This is a genomic window from Yoonia sp. (genome assembly GCF_030731595.1).
Taxonomy (GTDB): domain Bacteria; phylum Pseudomonadota; class Alphaproteobacteria; order Rhodobacterales; family Rhodobacteraceae; genus Yoonia.
Genome location: NZ_JANQTS010000075.1, coordinates 1 through 17168 on the forward strand (window position 1 = coordinate 1; position 17168 = coordinate 17168).

Here is a 17168-nt window from a genome sequence, read left to right on the forward strand (position 1 = left end):
GGTTCAAGCGCGCAAACGATGTCAGCCAGTTTTTCGGGATCGGATTCGTTCAACTCGATGTCGAAGCAGTCGATATTGGCGAATTTCTTGAACAGAACCGCCTTGCCTTCCATCACCGGCTTGGAGGCCAGCGCCCCAATATTGCCAAGGCCCAGCACCGCCGAACCATTTGTGACCACGGCCACCAGATTGCCGCGCGAGGTATAGTCGCGGGCGGTATCGGGGTTGGCCTTGATCTCAAGACAGGCTTCGGCGACGCCGGGGGAATAGGCGCGTGCCAGATCGCGGCCATTGGCCATCGGCTTGGTCGCGCGGATTTCGAGTTTTCCAGGTTTGGGGAACTTGTGATAATCCAGTGCGGCCTGTCTCAGGCTGGCTTTTGCGTCGTCTGACATGGCGTTTCTCCAATATGGTTTAATATTAAACCATTTTCCTTCCGTCAGGGAAAGTGCTGGCTGCCATTAATCATGCTTTGTCGGCTCTTGCAAATAATTCGGGGCAAAGACACTGTGACGGTCATGAATGATTTGCATGAAATACGGGCCGAAGTCTGCCTGTCCACAGCCGACCTGCGCGCCGACCTTGGCTTTTTCGGCGGGATACTAGGGATGCGGCTGGAAATGATCTATCCGGCTGATGATCCCGCGGTGGCGGTGTATGCGGGGCATGGGCTGCGGGTCAGGTTGCAGCAGGGTATCGGGGTAAACCCCGACTTGCGGATATTGACTGACGATCCGGGCTTTGCGGACGGCGCGACGGTGCTGACCTCGCCGGGTGGCACGCGGGTCGAGGTGCATCCGCTGAACCCGCCTTTGATCTTGCCCGAAACGGATCATGCTTTTGTCGTGCGCCGCCTTGCCGATCAGGCCCCTTGGGTGATCGGCCGTGCAGGGATGCAATACCGCGATCTGATCCCCAGCCGTCTGGGCGGATCGATCATCGCAAGCCACATCCGGATTCCCGATGGGGGCCCTGTCCCCGATATGGTGCATTTCCACAAGGTCGGGTTCCAGTTGATCTTTTGTTATCGCGGCTGGGTTGATGTGGTTTACGAGGATCAGGGTCCCCCGATCCGCCTGACCGCTGGCGATTGCTTTATCCAGCCGCCCGAAATCCGGCACCGCGTGCTCGAAGCCTCTGACGGGATCGAGGTGATCGAAATCGGTGTGCCTGCGGAACATATCACCGCGATTGATCACGATATGACCTTGCCGACCCCGCATCTGCGCCCGGATCGCGAATGGCACGGGCAGAAGTTTGTCTTTAACCAAGGGGCCAAGGCCGAGTGGCAGGCTGCTCGTCTGCCCGGCTTCATTTCGCGTGACACGACGATTGCGACCAATACCAAAGACGTCGCAGGTGTGAATGTGATCCGGCGCGGGGCGGGTGATCCGGTCTGGGCGCGTCATGATGCCGACATCCATTTTACCTTTGTGATGGAAGGCACGATGACGTTGGAGGGTGAAGGCAAAGACCCTTATGCCCTCGCCCCCGGAGATGCCTTCGTGATCCCGCCGGGAATGGCGACGCGCTATGCCGACCCTTCAGATGATCTGGAGTTGTTGGAGGTTGCTTTGCCCGGTGATTTCACGACAACCTGCTAGCCTCTTGCATCGGCGGGCGTCCCGTCACACTCTGGCAAGACACATTAGACGGAGCCCCAAATGTCCTTGATCGAAAGCGCCCGCGCTGTCCGTGAAAACGCCCATGCCCCCTATTCCAATTTCAAGGTGGGGGCCGCGTTGAAAGCGGCCTCTGGCGCGGTCTATGTGGGCTGCAACGTTGAAAACGTAGCCTATCCCGAAGGCACCTGCGCGGAAGCGGGTGCGATTGCAGCGATGGTGGCCGGTGGTGATACCACGATCACCGAAATGGCCGTGATCGCTGATAGTCCCAAGCCCGTCAGCCCTTGTGGAGGCTGCCGCCAGAAGATTGCGGAATTTGCCCAAGGCGATGTGGTTGTGACCCTGACAACCCTCGACGGTCTGACCTTGGAAACTACCGTGGCCGCGCTGCTGCCCGGAAGCTTTGACGCAGACTATATGGTCCGCAGCTAAGGTGGATGCCCGTGCGATCATAGCTCAGGTGCGGCGCAAGCAAACGCCCAGCCAGGATGCATTGGCGTGGTTTGCGCAGGGTCTTGCTTCGGGGGCCGTCAGCGACGCGCAGGCCGGGGCGTTTGCGATGGCTGTCGTGCTGAACGGCCTGACCGATGCGGGCCGCGTGGCGCTGACCCAAGGCATGCGCGACAGCGGCGATGTGCTGACATGGGATTTGCCGGGGGCTGTGGTCGACAAACACTCGACCGGCGGCGTAGGTGACTGCGTGTCACTGATCCTTGCACCGACCTTGGCCGCTTGCGGCGTTTATGTGCCGATGATCTCGGGTCGTGGCCTGGGCCATACCGGTGGAACCCTTGATAAACTCGAAGCGATCCCGGGGCTCAATATCAACGTCACCGAGGACCAGTTGCGGCAGGTAACGCGCGACGTGGGATGTGCCATCGTCAGTGCTACAGGACAGATTGCCCCCGCCGACCGCCGCCTTTATGCGATCCGCGATGTGACGGCGACGGTGGAAAGTGTCGATCTGATCACCGCCTCGATCTTGTCCAAGAAACTTGCTGCAGGGCTGGAAAGCCTGATTCTGGACGTCAAATGCGGGTCTGGTGCCTTTATGAAGACCCCCGACGAGGCGCGCGTCCTGGCGCATGCTTTGGTGGATGCGGCCAATGGGGCAGGCTGCAAGACTGCCGCGCTGATCACCGATATGAACGAACCGCTGGCCCCTGCGCTGGGCAATGCGGTCGAGGTTGCGGTCTGCATGGAGGTGCTTGCGGGCAATACCGTCGCGGCCCCCCGTCTTTATGATCTGACGGTGGCGCTTTGCGCGCAACTTCTTGTCATGCAGGGCCAAGACCCTGTGGATGCTGCCGACCGCGTGACTGTTGCCATCAGTTCCGGTGCCGCGATGGAACGCTTTGCGCGGATGATCACTGCGCTGGGCGGCCCTCCGGATATGGCCGAAGACTGGCATACCCATTTGCCCAAAGCCCCCGTTGTGGGCGAAGTGACGGCCCCAGCCGCCGGATACATCACGGCGATTGACGGCGAAGCCTTGGGGCTTGCCGTCGTCGGGCTTGGTGGCGGGCGCCGGGTTGAAACAGACCATGTCGATCCGTCTGTCGGTTTCACAGAAATGATCGGTCTGGGTGACAAGGTAGAGCGCGGTGCGCCACTTTGCGTCCTGCATGCCGCCACAGAGGATCAGGCGATGGAAGCAGCAATGGCTGTGCAGGCCGCGATCACGATTGGCGAGGCACCGGTCCTTGGCTCGCTGATCATTGAAGGGATCTCCTGATGCCGCGCGCATTCTTGATTGTGATCGACAGCGTTGGCATTGGCGGCGCGCCCGATGCGGATCAGTTCTTTAACGGTGATTTGCCCGATACCGGGGCCAATACGATCGCCCATATTGCGCGGGATGCGGGGCTGCATGTACCCACGCTTGACCGGCTTGGCTTGGGGGCGGCGGTAAAGCTCTCCTCTGGTGCAGAGGCACCGGGGCTGGGCGCTGTGCCGACAGGCGCATGGGGGGCCGCAACAGAGGTCTCGCCGGGCAAGGATACCCCATCGGGGCATTGGGAACTCTCTGGTGTGCCGGTGCCTTGGGATTGGCACGTCTTTCCTGACACGACCCCCGCCTTTCCCGCAGATCTGACAGCGCGCATCTGTGCGACCGCAGGCACAACCGGTATCTTGGGCAACTGCCATGCGTCCGGCACAGCGATTATCGCCGAACAGGGAGAGGCCCATCTGCAAACCGGCTGGCCGATTTGCTATACCTCGGCCGATAGCGTGTTGCAGATTGCCGCCCATGAAGAAAGCTTTGGCCTCGCGCGGTTGCTGGAGCTTTGCAAAACGCTTGCCCCCGCGCTGCATGAGATGAAGGTAGGGCGGGTGATTGCGCGTCCTTTCACGGGCGCTCCGGGGCATTTCACGCGCACGGCGAACCGCAAGGATTTCGCCATTGCCCCGCCAGCGCCAACGCTTTGCGACTATGTCCATGACGCGGGGCGCAAGGTTTATGCGGTCGGCAAGATCGGTGACATCTTCTCGATGCGCGGTATTGATGATCTGCGCAAAGGGCGCGATGCGGCCCTGATGGGCCATATCAATGATCTGGTGGAAGAGGCCGCGGATGGGTCTTTTGTCTTTGCCAATCTGGTCGAATTCGACAGCGAGTACGGGCACCGCCGCGATGCGGCTGGCTATGCCCGTCATCTGGAATGGTTCGATGCGGCCTTGGCCGACCTGCTGCCCAAGCTGCGGGAGGGTGATCTGTTGATCATCACGGCGGATCATGGCAATGACCCGACCTGGGCAGGGACCGACCACACCCGCGAAAGGGTGCCGGTGCTGGTACAGGGGATCGGGTCAAGACCGCTGGGCCAGCTTGCCTTTACCGATGTCGCTGCCAGTATCGCGGCCCATTTGAACGTGCCCTACGCGGGTGAAGGAAACAGTTTTCTATGACTTTCAAGAGCACACCCAAGATTGAACTGCATACCCATCTGGAGGGTTGCGCGCCCCCCGCCTTCATCAAGCAGCAGGCCCATGAAAAGCGGCTGGATATCAGCGGGATTTTCAACGCGGACGGCGGCTATGCCTTTCGGGATTTTGACCATTTCCTCAAGATTTACGAAACAGCCTGCACGGTGCTGCAATCGCCCGAGGATTTCTATCGTCTGACCTCTGCCGTCTTGGCTGAAACGGCCAGCCACGGCGTGATCTATATGGAGACCTTCGTCTCGCCGGATTTCTGCGGTGGTGGTGATCTGGCAGCGTGGAAAGACTATGTCGCCGCGATGGAGACAGCGGCAACCGAGGCAGAGGCGAAGTTCGGCATCACGCTAAAAGGGATCGTCACAGGCATCCGCCATTTCGGGCCAGAGGCCTGCAAGCCCGCCGCGAAATGCGCGGTTGAAACCTTTGGCGGGTTCATCACCGGCTACGGTATGGCGGGGGGTGAACTGGTGGGCCGTCCGCGCGATTACAGCTACAGTTTTGACATGGCCCGCGAGGCGGGGATGCCGCTGACCTGCCATGCAGGCGAATGGGGCGGGGCGGATATGGTCAAGGACACGATCCGCGATCTTGATGTTGTACGGATCGGGCACGGGATCGGGGCGATCAGCGACCCTGATCTGGTGTCTGAAATCGCCGAAAAAGGGATCGTGCTGGAAGTCTGTCCCGGATCGAATGTTGTCTTGAATGCCGTTAAGGGTTGGGGCGCGCATCCGATTGCAAAGCTGCGCGATGCGGGCGTGAAGGTCACAGTCTCGACAGACGATCCCCCGTTTTTCCACACAACGATGACCGCCGAATACGACATGCTGCATCGGACTTTCGGCTGGGATGATGCCGATTTCAAAGCCCTGAACGAAACCGCCCTTGCTGCCGCTTTTTGCGATGAAGAGACTCGCGCCCGCGTGGCCAAACGACTGGAGCCTGCCCAATGACCGAACACGTCACCCACGTCACCCATCCGCTGGTGCAACACAAGCTGACGCTGATGCGTCAGAAAGACACCTCGACCGCCGTCTTCCGGCAGTTGTTGCGCGAAATCAGCCAGCTTTTGGCCTATGAGGTCACGCGCGGGTTGCCGATGACAACCCGCCGGATCGAAACCCCGCTTCAGGCGATGGATGCCCCAGTGATCGACGGCAAGAAACTGGCGCTTGTCTCGATACTGCGGGCCGGCAACGGACTCTTGGACGGTGTGCTGGAACTGATCCCCTCGGCGCGTGTGGGGTTTGTGGGCCTCTATCGGGATGAGGAAACGCTGCAACCGGTCCAGTATTACTTCAAGGTGCCGACAGAGTTGGAGGATCGCCTTGTGATCGCCGTTGATCCGATGCTGGCGACCGGAAACTCTTCGGTTGCCGCGATTGATCTGCTCAAGAAAGCTGGTGCGACAAATATCCGGTTCCTGTGTCTTTTGGCGGCCCCCGAAGGGATCAAGCGGATGCAAGAGGCACATCCTGATGTGCCGATCGTGACGGCCGCGATTGACAGTCATCTGAACGCGCAGGGCTATATTGTGCCGGGTTTGGGCGATGCGGGCGACCGGATGTTTGGCACTAAGTAGCCGCCTTAAATGTTGCAGATGTTTTGCAGGCTGACCCAATCGCTGTCTGACAGGATCAGTGGCACGGGCTGGCCTTGCATGGGGTCATCGCCCAGTTCTGGCATGCTGCCGGTGCGGGCATCTGCCGCCGCCAGATAGGGGGACTGCGGGATACTCGCGGCCGCGAACAGGTTGCGCAGCAAATCCGGATCGGCCAAAGGCGCTTCTCCCTGCATCAGCGCTTGGGCGTTGTCCCGCAAGATGCTGCTTGGGATTTCGGCCGTCGTCAGCAAGCGGAATGTCACGCCAAGCCCCGCCTCTTGCAGAAGCCTTTCCAGCGGGTCCATGTGGATCACGGCGGCACGGCTGGCCAGAACAAAGCCTGCGGCGGCAGCAGGATCATCGGAGCCTTGCAAGACACCATAGTCCAGAACGATCAACCCACCGGGCAAAGCTACTGCCCCCTGTGCAAGCTGCGGCACCACAACAATTCGCATCGCTGTACCGGCCCCAAAAAGGCGCTGCGCCAAACGTGTCGCCGCTGCCGCAGCTTGGGGCGAGCGGCAAGGGGCACCCGTCTGGGCTTGCATATGCCCCAGCATCGCGGTGCCGATCTCTATCCGTTTGGGCAAGGGCACAACGGCGAGGGTCTGCCGGGTCAAGGCACCGGGTAGCCAGAAGATAGCAAGCGCAATTGTCGCCAGAATGACTCCGCCGGTCAGCCAATGACGCAGCTTTCCCGGTCGCGGGCGTGCTTTGGCTAGCGCTTTGCGAACTTCCTCGATGGCGTCGACCATCATCGTGTCGGCGATTTCCAGGACTTCGCTTGCTTCGTCATCCGGGGCATAGATTGCCGGAGATTCACCCGGATTTTGACGGATCAGCGCGGGGAGCGACCAATGGGCCAGAGGACGGCCCGCACCATCAGCAATCACCAAAGTCGCATCGCCAAAGGAAATCGTGACATCGCGCCGCTGTGCGTCGGTGCCAGCCCGCCACAGCGCATCGCTTTCCAATCGCACATATCGGTCGAGTGCTGTCATCTATTCCACTGCTCTTTTGGCGCAATGGTACCGCGCCCGTCGGCCAATGTCATGCCGGAAAGGAGGGGACACGCCTCTGGGCCGCTTGCCACGAAGATCTGTCAGAGCGTCTTGGCCAGCTTGCGCAACTCGAACTTCTGGATTTTTCCGGTCGATGTCTTGGGGAGTTCCTGAAACACAACCCGCTTGGGGCATTTGAAGCCGGCCAACCGCTCGCGGGTGAAGGCGATGATTTCGCTTTCATCGGCCACAGCACCATCCTTCAGTTCGATAAAGGCGCAGGGGACTTCGCCCCATTTGTCGTCAGGTTTGGCCACAACCGCGCAAAGGTTCACGGCCGCATGGTGCATCAATGCGCCTTCGACCTCGACCGAGCTGATGTTTTCGCCGCCCGATATGATGATGTCCTTTGCCCGATCCGAAATTTGTATGGACCCGTCAGGGTGCTGGATCGCAAGGTCTTCGGAATGGAAATAGCCACCGGCAAAGGCTTTTTCGGTGGCTTCAGGGTTCTTGAGGTAGCCCTTCATTACCGCATTGCCGCGCATGACAATCTCGCCTTGCGTCATGCCGTCGGGCGGCACTTGGCCCATCTGTTCATTGACGACGGTCACGTCTTCCATCATCGGCATGGCGACGCCCTGCCGCGCCTTGATCGCGGCCTGTTCCTCGTCGGGCAGCGCGTTCCACGCTGTATCCCAGATGCATTCGGTGACATGGCCGTATGTTTCGGTCAGACCGTAGACCTGTTTGACGTTGAAGCCCAGTTTGCCGATTGCGGCAAGTGTTGCAGGGGCAGGGGGTGCGCCTGCGGTAAAGACCTCGACCACATGGTCGAATGTGCGCCGCTCTTTGTCTTTGGCATTCACGATCAAATTCAGCACAATCGGTGCGCCGCCAAAGTGGGTGACGCCTTCGTCTGCGATGGCATTATAGATCGCCGCCGCCGAGATATCGCGGCAGCACACGACAGTCCCCCCCAAGGCAGGCATCATCCATGTGTGGTTCCAGCCGTTGCAGTGAAACAGCGGCACAATCTGCAAGTACCGCATGAACAGTGGCAGCTCCCAGCTGATCGGCGTGCCCATGGTCATCAGATAGGCGCCCCGATGATGGTAGACGACCCCTTTGGGTCGGCCCGTGGTGCCGGAGGTATAGTTCAGGGCAAGGCTTTCCCATTCGTCCTTTGGCAGAATCCACGCGAAATCAGGATCACCGGTTGCCAGAAAATCCTCGTAGTTTTGTTGCTCGCCCAAGGCATGCACACCGGCGGCATCATCGGGGACTTCGATGATCAGCGGCGCTGGTCCTTCCATGAGGTCAATCGCAGCCATCGCCAGCGGCAGGAATTGGCTGTCCACGAGCGCCAGCTTTGCTTCACCGTGATCAAAGATATAGGCCACCGTATCGGGATCGAGCCGTGTGTTGATCGTATTGAGGACCGCACCGCAGGCGGGCACGCCGAATGCGGCCTCTGACTGTGCGGGGACATTGGGCAGGAGCGTCGCGACAACGTCGCCCGGGCGAACGCCCACCTTGGCTATGGCCGAGGCCAGACGCGACACCCGCTGGTAATACTTGGCGTAGGAGTAGCGGGTCTTGCCATACACAACCGCCTCGCGATCCGCAAAGACAAGTGCAGCGCGTTGCAAATGCGACAAGGGCGTCAGGGGTACATAGTTTGCTGCCCGTTTGCCCAAACCCGTCTCATCGCGCATCCAACCCATAATGTTCCCCTTACGCAGCATCACTTTGAGGCTTGAGTATTGCGCCATGTTCGTGACTTTGGAAGCGAGAATTCTGTCCAAGGACCCATTGATGACACAAGACACAGCCCCGGGCCGCGCGGCCCTCTCAATTCTGGCTGGCATGGCCACATTGGGGTTAAGCGACAACTTCGTGCCTTATGTCTCGCATGACAGTTCCCTGTGGCAGTTCCACCTTCTGCGGGGGGCGATGGCGCTTTGTGCCTTGGCGATTATCGCGGCTTTGGGTTCCGGTGTGATCTGGCCCAAGCGACCCGTGGCGGTCTTGGGGCGCAGCGCATTGCAGGCCACGTCAATGCTGATCTATTTTGGCTGTCTGGCGATCCTGCCGATTGGTGTGGTCGTGGCCGGTCTGTTCACGTCTCCGCTGTTTGTGGCGCTGATTGCGGCGATCTTTCAGGGCAAACGTATCGGCGGCCTGCATGGTTTTGCCATCTGCGTTGGTTTCGTCGGCGCACTTTTGGTGATCCGCCCTGATCCTGCCGCACTCGACCTTGTGGCGTTCTTGCCGATCTTTGCCGGGTTGCTTTACGCAATCGGGGCTGTTGCCACCCGCGCGTGGTGCGAAGGCGAAGGGACACTGTCGCTGAGTGCTGGCTTTTTTCTGATGCTCACTGTTATGGGCGCGGTTGGCTGTCTGCTTTTGCCTGGCTCTGGATCGGGGCCTGATGGATTTGCGGCGCGAGGGTGGATGCCGCTCAATACCGATCTTCTGTTCTGGATTGCGGTCCAAGCGGTTGGGGCGCTCCTCGGGATTGTTTTTCTGTTTCGGGGCTACCAGATCGGCGAGGCAAGCCAGGTCGCCGTCTATGAGTATTCGTTGCTGATCTTCGCCAGCGGTTGGGCGTGGTATTTGTGGGGGCAGGCGGTGCCGCCGCTTGGGTTATTGGGGATGGGGCTGATCATCATGTCGGGTGCATTGATCGCAACGCGGCGCAAGATGTGATTGCCTTGCGTGAAATTGGTTAGCTTAAAAGCTAACTTTTGACTGCGCAGACCGTGTAAAGAAATCTCTTTGTGTACGCTGGGTAGTTTGCGGTGCAAGCATCTGATCTTGTTTGGAATATACGCAATCAGGGTTTGCTTTGCACTGCGTGCGTGGTGGCGCACCCCGTGACGGGATGCGCCGCTTTGGTTCAGGCCGCCTTTGCCGCTGGTCCGAAACGCTTGTAGAAATCTTGCCCTTTGTCGGCCATATCACGCAGCAGATCAGGGGTCGCGAAGCGCGCACCGAATTCTGCGGTCAACTGGTCACAGCGTTCGGCGGCATAGGGTGCGCCGATCATGTCCAGCCAGCTGAACGGCCCGCCGGACCACGGCGCAAAGCCCCAGCCAAGGATCGCGCCGACATCGCCTTCGCGGATGTCTTCCAGCACGCCTTCTTCCAAGGCGCGTACCGCCTCCAGGACTTGTGCAAAGAGCAGGCGATGCTGCACGGTGATCAGATCAGGCTGGGTATCGGCAACGGGGTATTGCGTGGCCAGTCCCTCCCAGAGCCCTTGCCGTTTGCCTTTGTCGTCATAGGCGTAAAAGCCTGCGTTCGATTTCCGGCCAAGACGTTTCTGGTCGTACATCCAGAACAGTACCTCATCCACTTCACCGTCAGGATAGGCGTCGCCCATCGCGGCCTTGGTCGCTTTGGCGATCTTGACGCCGAGATCGACCGAGGTTTCATCGACCAGTTGCAGTGGTCCCAGCGGCATGCCAACCAGCTTGGCTGCGTTTTCGATCAACGCGGGTTCGACCCCTTCCTTCACCATCCGGATTCCTTCGTTGATGTAGGGAATGATGCAGCGGTTGGCATAGAAGAACCGCGCGTCATTGACGACAATCGGCGTCTTGCGGATCTGGCGCACATAATCGAGCGCTTTGGCGACGGCCACATCGCCGGTCTTTTTGCCCTTGATGATTTCCACCAGCAGCATCTTGTCGACAGGCGAGAAGAAGTGGATTCCGATGAATTTTTCAGGGTCGTTCGACGCCTTCGCCAACTGTGTGATCGGCAGGGTCGAAGTATTGGTCGCAAAGATGCAGTCAGGGCCGGTAACGGCTTGTACCTTGGCCGTGACCTCTGCTTTGACGGCGGGGTCTTCAAAAACGGCCTCGACGATCAGATCGCAGCCCGCGAGGGCGGTATAGTCGGTCGTTGCGTTGATCAGCCCAAGCACGGCTTCTTTCTTGTCGGTTGTGGCTTTCTTGCGGGCGATGCCCTTGTCCATGTAATCAGCGGTATAGGATTTGCCCTTGTCGGCGGCCTCTTGTGTGCTGTCGATCAGGACGACATTGATCCCCGCCAAAGCAGAGACCAAAGAGATGCCCGCCCCCATCATGCCCGCGCCGATGACGCCGACCTTTTTCACCTTCTGGTCTGGTGCGTCGGGGCGGTTGGCACCCTTTTCCAGCGCCTCTTTGTTGATGAACAAGCTGCGGATCATTGCACTGGATGAAGGGTTCATCAGGACATTGGTGAACCAGCGCGCCTCGATCTTGATGGCGGTGTCGAAGGGGACCAGCGCGCCTTCATAGACAGCCGAGAGCAGCGCCTTGGCCGCAGGATAGACGCCTTGGGTCTTGCCATTGACCATGGCCGAAGCACCCACAAAGGTCATGAAGCCGGCAGGGTGATAGGGCGCGCCGCCGGGCATTTTGTAACCTTTCTCGTCCCACGGTTTGACGATTGCAGGGCTGGACAGAATCCATGTTTTGGCGGCTGCCAGCAGTTCATCGGCAGGAACGACCTCGTCAATCACGCCAGCGCGTTTGGCTGCTTGGGGATCGTTCAGCTTGCCTTCCAGCAACAAGGGCGAGGCCCCCATAGCGCCCAGTTTCCGCGCGAGCCGTGTTGTCCCGCCAGCGCCCGGAAAAATGCCCACAAGGATTTCCGGCAGACCGATTTTGGCCTTGGGATTGTCGGCGGCAAAGATGCGGTGGCAGGCCAGCGGAATTTCAAGGCCGATGCCAAGTGCTGTGCCCGGCAGGGCGGCTGCAATCGGTTTGCCGCCTTTGTTGGTCTTGGGGTCCATGCCTGCGCGTTCGATCTTGCGCAGAACAGCATGCATGCCCATCAATCCGTCAAACAGGCCACGGGCGGGATCGTCGCCTGCACTGTCTTTCATGCGGGCGATGATGTTAAGGTCCATGCCGCCGGCAAATGACCCGTCCTTGCCGGAAGTGATGATGACGCCCTTGATGGTCTCGTCTGCCAGTGCCTGATCAATCAGCGCATCCAGATCGGTAAAACCTTGCTGGTCCATCACGTTCATGGATTTGCCGATCGTGTCCCAGACAATCGTGGCAACGCCGTCGGCGTCTGTGGTCATTGTGAAATCGGTCATCGTCTTCTCCTAAATGGGGAGGTTATTGATCGGCGCGCCTCAGCGGGCCATTTTCAGTTGCGCACCTTGGCGAAAGGCGTAAGCCTGCCAAGACGTTCCGGACACTGCATTTTCGGACGAGGTCACTTTCCAGCGCCCATCCAGATATTCCAACGTGACCCAGACCTCGTACGGTTCGCGCAAGGGTCCGCCTTGCCCGATCAGTTCGGTGATATGACTGCCGATGATCTTGTTCGGGCCAAACACAACAGCCGACGTGCATGTCCGTTTGAATTCGGTCACGCCCAGGCTGGTCAGGTAGTCACAGACACAATTGAAAGTCTCTTGAAGTTGCTCTGGGGTGTCGATTTGTTCGGTTCCCCCGAAGGTCGAGCAGACTTGCGGGACATGCAGATGATGATTGTAGATACTGAAGTCCCGTTCAGCGTAGGAACGGCGAATGTCGTCCAGCATAGCCTGATAGATGGCTACAGCATGATCTTCGGTAACGCTGTCCTGCAAGAGTTATACCCTTTCTATAATTGTCGCCGCACCCATACCGGACGCAATGCAAAGCGTGGCAAGGCCAGTGCCCTTGCCGGACCGTTCTAATTCATCAAGTAACGTGCCGATAATAATGGCACCTGTTGCACCCAACGGGTGCCCCATAGCAATTGACCCACCGTTCACATTCACGCGGCTGTTGTCTACACCAAAGGCTTGCATAAAGCGCAAAACGACAGAGGCAAAAGCTTCGTTCACTTCAAAAAGGTCGATATCGCTGATCGACATGCCGCTGTCTTTCAGGATTTTTTCCGTCACGGGGACAGGACCGGTCAGCATGATGGTCGGATCGGTGCCGATCTTGGCGGTCGCTTTGATCCGCGCGCGTGGTTTCAGGCCCATCGCCTCGCCCCATTCCTTGGACGCGACCAGAACGCCAGCCGCCCCGTCCACGATCCCTGAAGAGTTGCCCGCGTGATGGATGTGGTTGATCCGTTCCAGATGCGGGTATTTCATCAAGGCGACTTTGTCGAAACCGGGCATCACTTCACCCATCGCCTGAAATGCGGGGTTCAATGATCCCAGCGTCTGCATATTCGTTTCGGGGCGCATGTATTCGTCGTGGTCAAGAATAGCCAAGCCGTTGATATCGCGCACGGTGACGATGGATTTCGCAAAACGTTTGTCATCCCAAGCAGCCTTGGCCCGCTTTTGGCTTTCTACCGCCAATTGGTCGGCGTCGTCGCGGCTGAACCCGTATTCGGTCGCAATGATATCGGCGGAAATGCCTTGCGGGACGAAATAGGTTTCCATCGCGATGGAAGGGTCGACCGCAATCGCCGCCCCGTCCGATCCCATCGCCACACGGCCCATCATTTCCACGCCGCCTGCGATATAGGCTTGGCCCGCGCCGCCTTTGACTTGGTTGGCCGCGAGGTTCACGGCCTCCATGCCGGAGGCACAGAAACGGTTGATCGCAAGGCCGGGGATGGATTGATCGAGATCAGAGGCCAGAACGGCCGTCCGCGCAAGGCACCCGCCCTGTTCGCCGACTTGCGTAACATTGCCCCAGATCACATCCTCGACCGCGTGTCCTTCCAGCCCGTTGCGGGCCTTGAGTTCATTCAACACGCCCGCAGAAAGGCGCGCCGAGGTCACTTCGTGCAGGCTGCCGTCACTGCGGCCTTTGCCGCGCGGGGTGCGGATGGCATCATAGATGTATGCTTCGGTCATAGGGTCCTCCGGTTACGCCGTCACGCCAAAGGCGCGGGGCATCATATCATAGGGGTGTTTCCAACCGGGTTGGGCGGCGATTGCGTCCAGCCAGCGGTTGATATTGGGGTAATCGGCGCGGTCAAATGTGAACGGCTCTGGATAAAACAGGTATCCTGCGCAGCTCAGGTCAGCGACGGTGATATCGTCACCGGCAAGCCAAGCGTGATTGGCCAGTTGATGGTCCAGCGTTTTGAGTGCGCCGGCCAGACGCGCCGCCAGGAAGGCAATGACATCAGCGTTGCGCTTGTCCTCGGGCAGGTAATTCATCTGGAATCGGACCATCCCAGCGATGCTGGACATCTTGTGGTTGTCAAAGAACATCCAGCGTAAAACTTCGCGGCGGGCATCGGCGGAGCGGCCACCCATTTTGCCGGTCTTGGAGCTAAGGTAGTCAAGGATCACGCCCGATTGCGTCAGGGTCAGGTCGCCGTCTTGCAGCACAGGCGCTTCGCCCATGATGTTCAGTTCGCGGTACTCCGGGCTGCGGCTTTCACCTTTGAAGAAGTCAACGAAAACCGGCTCCCACTCCACATCCATCATGGAAAGCGCCATCGCGACCTTATAGGAATGGCCGCTTTCACCAAAGCAGTGCAGTTTCATGGTCATCGTACAGGCCTCCCAACCTTTGCGGGGGATGTCGCTATGTGGACATCCGATAAGGGCGCGCCCGAACAGGCGCGCCGTCGGGCAGCTTAGAAGTTTGCAGCCTGAAGCGCCATGACAGTCTCTCCTCCGGTGTTGATGCGTGTCAGGTGCAGCGCGGTCGCTGGCAGTTGGCGGGCCATATAGTAACGGCCGGTGGCGATCTTGGTCTCGTAGAATTCGGTATCAGATGCGCCGGCCTCCAATGCCTCCATCGCCGCTTTGGCCATACGCGCCCACATCAGTCCCAGGCAGACATGCCCCATCATATGCATAAAGTCATAAGACCCAGACAGCGCGTTGTTCGGCTTGGTCGCGTTCTGCATGAAGTACATGCCAGCAGCTTGCAGGTCTTTGGACGCGGCCTTGAGCGGGATCAGGAAATCCTTGTTCAGCGCCTCGTTGCCTTCATTTTCCTTGATGAAGGTTTTGATCATCTCGAAGAAGGCCATGACGTGCTTGCCGCCATCCAGCGCCAGCTTGCGGCCCACGAGGTCGAGCGCCTGCACGCCGTTCGCACCCTCGTAGATCATCGCGATCCGTGCATCGCGGGCGTATTGGGACATGCCCCATTCTTCGATATAGCCGTGGCCGCCGTAAACCTGCTGGGCGGCTGTGGCGTATTCAAAGCCCTTGTCGGTCAAGAAGCCCTTGATAACCGGGGTCATCAGCGAGATCAGGCCATCGGCGTCTGCGTCTTGGTTCTTGTGCGCACGGTCGATCAGATAGGCCCCCCAAAAGGTAAAGGCCCGCGCGCCTTCGACGAATGATTTCTGGTCCATCAGGTTGCGGCGGATATCGGGGTGTACGATCAGCGGATCGGCAGGGCCGTCAGGGTTTTTCGCCCCTGTCACATCGCGCCCCTGCAGGCGGTCGTTGGCATAGGCCACGGCGTTCTGATAGGCGGCTTCGGCTTGGGCATAGCCTTGCAGGCCCACACCCAGACGCGCTTCGTTCATCATCGTGAACATTGCGCGCATGCCTTTGTGTTCTTCACCCACAAGGAAACCCGTCGCTTCGTCATAGTTCATCACGCAGGTCGAATTGCCGTGAATGCCCATTTTTTCTTCGATCTTGCCTACGGACACGCCGTTACGCTGACCCAGCGAGCCATCGTCGTTGACCATGAACTTTGGCACGATAAAGAGCGACACGCCCTTGATGCCTTCCGGCCCGCCCTGAATTTTGGCCAGAACAAGGTGGATGATGTTTTCGGCCATGTCGTGTTCACCGGCCGAAATAAAGATTTTCTGGCCAGAGATTTTGTAAGACCCATCACCATTCGGCACGGCTTTGGTGCGCATCAGGCCCAGATCAGTGCCGCAATGCGGTTCTGTCAGGTTCATGGTGCCGGTCCATTCGCACGTTGTGAGCTTGGGCAGGTAGGTCTGTTTTTGTTCGTCCGATCCATGCGCATAGATGGCGGAATAGGCCCCGTGGGTCAGGCCCTGATACATGTTAAAGGCCATGTTGGCCGAAACAAAAGGCTCCTGCGCCGCCGTGTGCATCACATAGGGCAGCCCTTGGCCGCCGTACTCGGGATCGCAATCCATCGCGGTCCAGCCGCCGTCTCTCATCTGCTGGAAGGCTTCTTTGAAACCTGTCGGTGTGCGCACGACGCCATTTTCCAGCACGCAGCCTTCTTTGTCGCCGACCACGTTCAACGGATGCAAGACTTCAGAGGCGACCTTGCCGGCTTCTTCAACCACGGCGCCAGTGAAATCCCGGTCGAGGTCTTCGAACCCCGGAATGTCCTGTTCGCTGACCTTCAACAGGTCATGCAGCACAAACTGGATGTCTTTGGTGGGTGCGTTGTAGATCGGCATCTGGTGTCTCTCCGTTATGTCGTGGTGCGGCCCGTTCAGGCCGCGGCAGTTTTCCGTTTGGCCAGTTGGGCGAGCTTGTCAGCACCCCAGGCCATCTGTTCTTTCAACTCGCCAATCGCTTCTTCCAACTCGGCCTTTTGGGCTTCCATGTCGGCAAGGTGGCGTTCAGCCAGTTCGTAGGTCTTGGACAGTTGCGCCTCTTGGCCGTCGCCCATGTGGTAAAGGTCAAGCAACTGGCGGATTTCTTCCAAGGAAAAGCCAAACCGCTTGCCGCGCAGGATCAGCTTGAGCCGCGCGCGGTCGCGCTTGGTGAAAAGGCGCTTTTGGCCTTCGCGGATCGGGAACAGCAGTTCCTTGGCTTCGTAAAAGCGCAGCGTGCGTGGCGTCACATCAAATGCCTCGCACATCTCGCGTATGTTCAATGTATCGATCTTCATCAGTCCATTCCTTTGAGCGTGTTTCAATTGGCACGCATCTGCGGATGTTGGAGCTACCTTACAAGCAAAGGTGACGTTAACGTAAACGTAACGTGGCGTCACAGTGAAGTTGACGAAAGGTCAGCAAAGATGACGCAGGGTCAGGCGCAACTTTTGAACTGGGAAGATCAGCGGATTTTTCCCCGTAACCGTTCAAAACAAGGGCATTGCCGCGATACTGTGGGGTCGAAAG

General features: G+C 59.0%; 15 protein-coding genes and 1 pseudogene. 7 read left to right on the top strand and 9 right to left on the bottom strand.

Annotated elements, in window-relative coordinates; translation table 11 throughout:
• Positions 1–395 (bottom strand): annotated as a pseudogene (locus NWQ23_RS08185) (NADP-dependent malic enzyme); the annotation flags it as partial.
• Positions 396–518: 123 nt separating this feature from the next.
• Here NWQ23_RS08185 and NWQ23_RS08190 point away from each other — a divergent pair.
• The 6 genes from NWQ23_RS08190 to upp are packed head-to-tail and all read left to right on the top strand — an operon-like array spanning position 519 to position 6150.
• Complete coding sequence (locus NWQ23_RS08190; RefSeq protein ID WP_306165791.1) at positions 519–1604, top strand: cupin domain-containing protein; 1086 nt, start codon at positions 519–521, stop codon at positions 1602–1604.
• Between the two features lie 60 nt (positions 1605–1664).
• On the top strand, positions 1665–2057 hold the full coding sequence (locus NWQ23_RS08195) for a cytidine deaminase (RefSeq protein WP_306165792.1): 393 nt from the start codon (positions 1665–1667) through the stop codon (positions 2055–2057).
• 1 nt (position 2058) lies between these two features.
• Positions 2059–3360, top strand: a complete 1302-nt coding sequence (locus NWQ23_RS08200; protein ID WP_306165793.1) for a thymidine phosphorylase — start codon at positions 2059–2061, stop codon at positions 3358–3360.
• Complete coding sequence (locus NWQ23_RS08205; RefSeq protein WP_306165794.1) at positions 3360–4535, top strand: phosphopentomutase; 1176 nt, start codon at positions 3360–3362, stop codon at positions 4533–4535. Before NWQ23_RS08200 ends, NWQ23_RS08205 begins: the two co-directional genes overlap by 1 nt.
• Positions 4532–5521: an adenosine deaminase gene (locus NWQ23_RS08210; protein WP_306165795.1), complete on the top strand. Its 990-nt coding sequence runs from the start codon at positions 4532–4534 to the stop codon at positions 5519–5521. Before NWQ23_RS08205 ends, NWQ23_RS08210 begins: the two co-directional genes overlap by 4 nt.
• Entirely contained in the window at positions 5518–6150 is a 633-nt protein-coding gene (gene upp, locus NWQ23_RS08215) for a uracil phosphoribosyltransferase (RefSeq protein WP_306165797.1), read from the top strand. Before NWQ23_RS08210 ends, upp begins: the two co-directional genes overlap by 4 nt.
• A 5-nt stretch (positions 6151–6155) precedes the next feature.
• On the opposite strand, the gene NWQ23_RS08220 is transcribed toward upp, so the two are convergent.
• Both NWQ23_RS08220 and NWQ23_RS08225 read right to left on the bottom strand, forming a co-directional pair.
• The gene (locus NWQ23_RS08220) at positions 6156–7172 is read right to left on the bottom strand and encodes a hypothetical protein (RefSeq protein WP_306165798.1); all 1017 of its coding nucleotides are present in this window, start codon (positions 7170–7172) and stop codon (positions 6156–6158) included.
• A 101-nt stretch (positions 7173–7273) separates the two neighbouring features.
• Entirely contained in the window at positions 7274–8899 is a 1626-nt protein-coding gene (locus NWQ23_RS08225; protein WP_306165832.1) for an AMP-binding protein, read from the bottom strand.
• 91 nt (positions 8900–8990) lie between these two features.
• Here NWQ23_RS08225 and NWQ23_RS08230 point away from each other — a divergent pair, with 91 nt between their 5' ends.
• Complete coding sequence (locus NWQ23_RS08230) at positions 8991–9884, top strand: DMT family transporter (RefSeq protein WP_306165799.1); 894 nt, start codon at positions 8991–8993, stop codon at positions 9882–9884.
• Positions 9885–10074: 190 nt separating this feature from the next.
• On the opposite strand, the gene NWQ23_RS08235 is transcribed toward NWQ23_RS08230, so the two are convergent.
• The 6 genes from NWQ23_RS08235 to NWQ23_RS08260 all read right to left on the bottom strand — a co-directional run bounded on the left by NWQ23_RS08235 (position 10075) and on the right by NWQ23_RS08260 (position 16936).
• On the bottom strand, positions 10075–12273 hold the full coding sequence (locus NWQ23_RS08235; protein ID WP_306165800.1) for a 3-hydroxyacyl-CoA dehydrogenase NAD-binding domain-containing protein: 2199 nt from the start codon (positions 12271–12273) through the stop codon (positions 10075–10077).
• A 39-nt stretch (positions 12274–12312) separates the two neighbouring features.
• The gene (locus tag NWQ23_RS08240) at positions 12313–12774 is read right to left on the bottom strand and encodes a hypothetical protein (RefSeq protein WP_306165801.1); all 462 of its coding nucleotides are present in this window, start codon (positions 12772–12774) and stop codon (positions 12313–12315) included.
• A gap of 3 nt (positions 12775–12777) precedes the next feature.
• The gene (locus NWQ23_RS08245) at positions 12778–13989 is read right to left on the bottom strand and encodes an acetyl-CoA C-acetyltransferase (protein ID WP_306165802.1); all 1212 of its coding nucleotides are present in this window, start codon (positions 13987–13989) and stop codon (positions 12778–12780) included.
• A 12-nt stretch (positions 13990–14001) separates the two neighbouring features.
• Positions 14002–14637, bottom strand: a complete 636-nt coding sequence (locus NWQ23_RS08250) for a glutathione S-transferase family protein (RefSeq protein WP_306165803.1) — start codon at positions 14635–14637, stop codon at positions 14002–14004.
• An 86-nt stretch (positions 14638–14723) separates the two neighbouring features.
• Positions 14724–16499 carry an acyl-CoA dehydrogenase C-terminal domain-containing protein gene (locus NWQ23_RS08255; RefSeq protein ID WP_306165804.1) on the bottom strand — a complete coding sequence of 592 codons (1776 nt, stop codon included), beginning with the start codon at positions 16497–16499 and terminating at the stop codon, positions 14724–14726.
• A gap of 35 nt (positions 16500–16534) precedes the next feature.
• The gene (locus NWQ23_RS08260; RefSeq protein WP_306165805.1) at positions 16535–16936 is read right to left on the bottom strand and encodes a MerR family DNA-binding transcriptional regulator; all 402 of its coding nucleotides are present in this window, start codon (positions 16934–16936) and stop codon (positions 16535–16537) included.
• Between the last annotated feature and the right edge of the window lie 232 nt (positions 16937–17168).

What these genes read in the sequence shown, in the direction of transcription:
- NWQ23_RS08190 (WP_306165791.1), top strand. Translation starts at nt 519, where the DNA reads ATGAATGATTTGCATGAAATACGGGCCGAAGTCTGCCTGTCCACAGCC.
- NWQ23_RS08195 (WP_306165792.1), top strand. Translation starts at nt 1,665, where the DNA reads ATGTCCTTGATCGAAAGCGCCCGCGCTGTCCGTGAAAACGCCCATGCC.
- NWQ23_RS08205 (WP_306165794.1), top strand. Translation starts at nt 3,360, where the DNA reads ATGCCGCGCGCATTCTTGATTGTGATCGACAGCGTTGGCATTGGCGGC.
- NWQ23_RS08210 (WP_306165795.1), top strand. Translation starts at nt 4,532, where the DNA reads ATGACTTTCAAGAGCACACCCAAGATTGAACTGCATACCCATCTGGAG.
- upp (WP_306165797.1), top strand. Translation starts at nt 5,518, where the DNA reads ATGACCGAACACGTCACCCACGTCACCCATCCGCTGGTGCAACACAAG.
- NWQ23_RS08220 (WP_306165798.1), bottom strand. Translation starts at nt 7,172, where the DNA reads ATGACAGCACTCGACCGATATGTGCGATTGGAAAGCGATGCGCTGTGG.
- NWQ23_RS08225 (WP_306165832.1), bottom strand. Translation starts at nt 8,899, where the DNA reads ATGGGTTGGATGCGCGATGAGACGGGTTTGGGCAAACGGGCAGCAAAC.
- NWQ23_RS08230 (WP_306165799.1), top strand. Translation starts at nt 8,991, where the DNA reads ATGACACAAGACACAGCCCCGGGCCGCGCGGCCCTCTCAATTCTGGCT.
- NWQ23_RS08235 (WP_306165800.1), bottom strand. Translation starts at nt 12,273, where the DNA reads ATGACCGATTTCACAATGACCACAGACGCCGACGGCGTTGCCACGATT.
- NWQ23_RS08245 (WP_306165802.1), bottom strand. Translation starts at nt 13,989, where the DNA reads ATGACCGAAGCATACATCTATGATGCCATCCGCACCCCGCGCGGCAAA.
- NWQ23_RS08250 (WP_306165803.1), bottom strand. Translation starts at nt 14,637, where the DNA reads ATGACCATGAAACTGCACTGCTTTGGTGAAAGCGGCCATTCCTATAAG.
- NWQ23_RS08255 (WP_306165804.1), bottom strand. Translation starts at nt 16,499, where the DNA reads ATGCCGATCTACAACGCACCCACCAAAGACATCCAGTTTGTGCTGCAT.
- NWQ23_RS08260 (WP_306165805.1), bottom strand. Translation starts at nt 16,936, where the DNA reads ATGAAGATCGATACATTGAACATACGCGAGATGTGCGAGGCATTTGAT.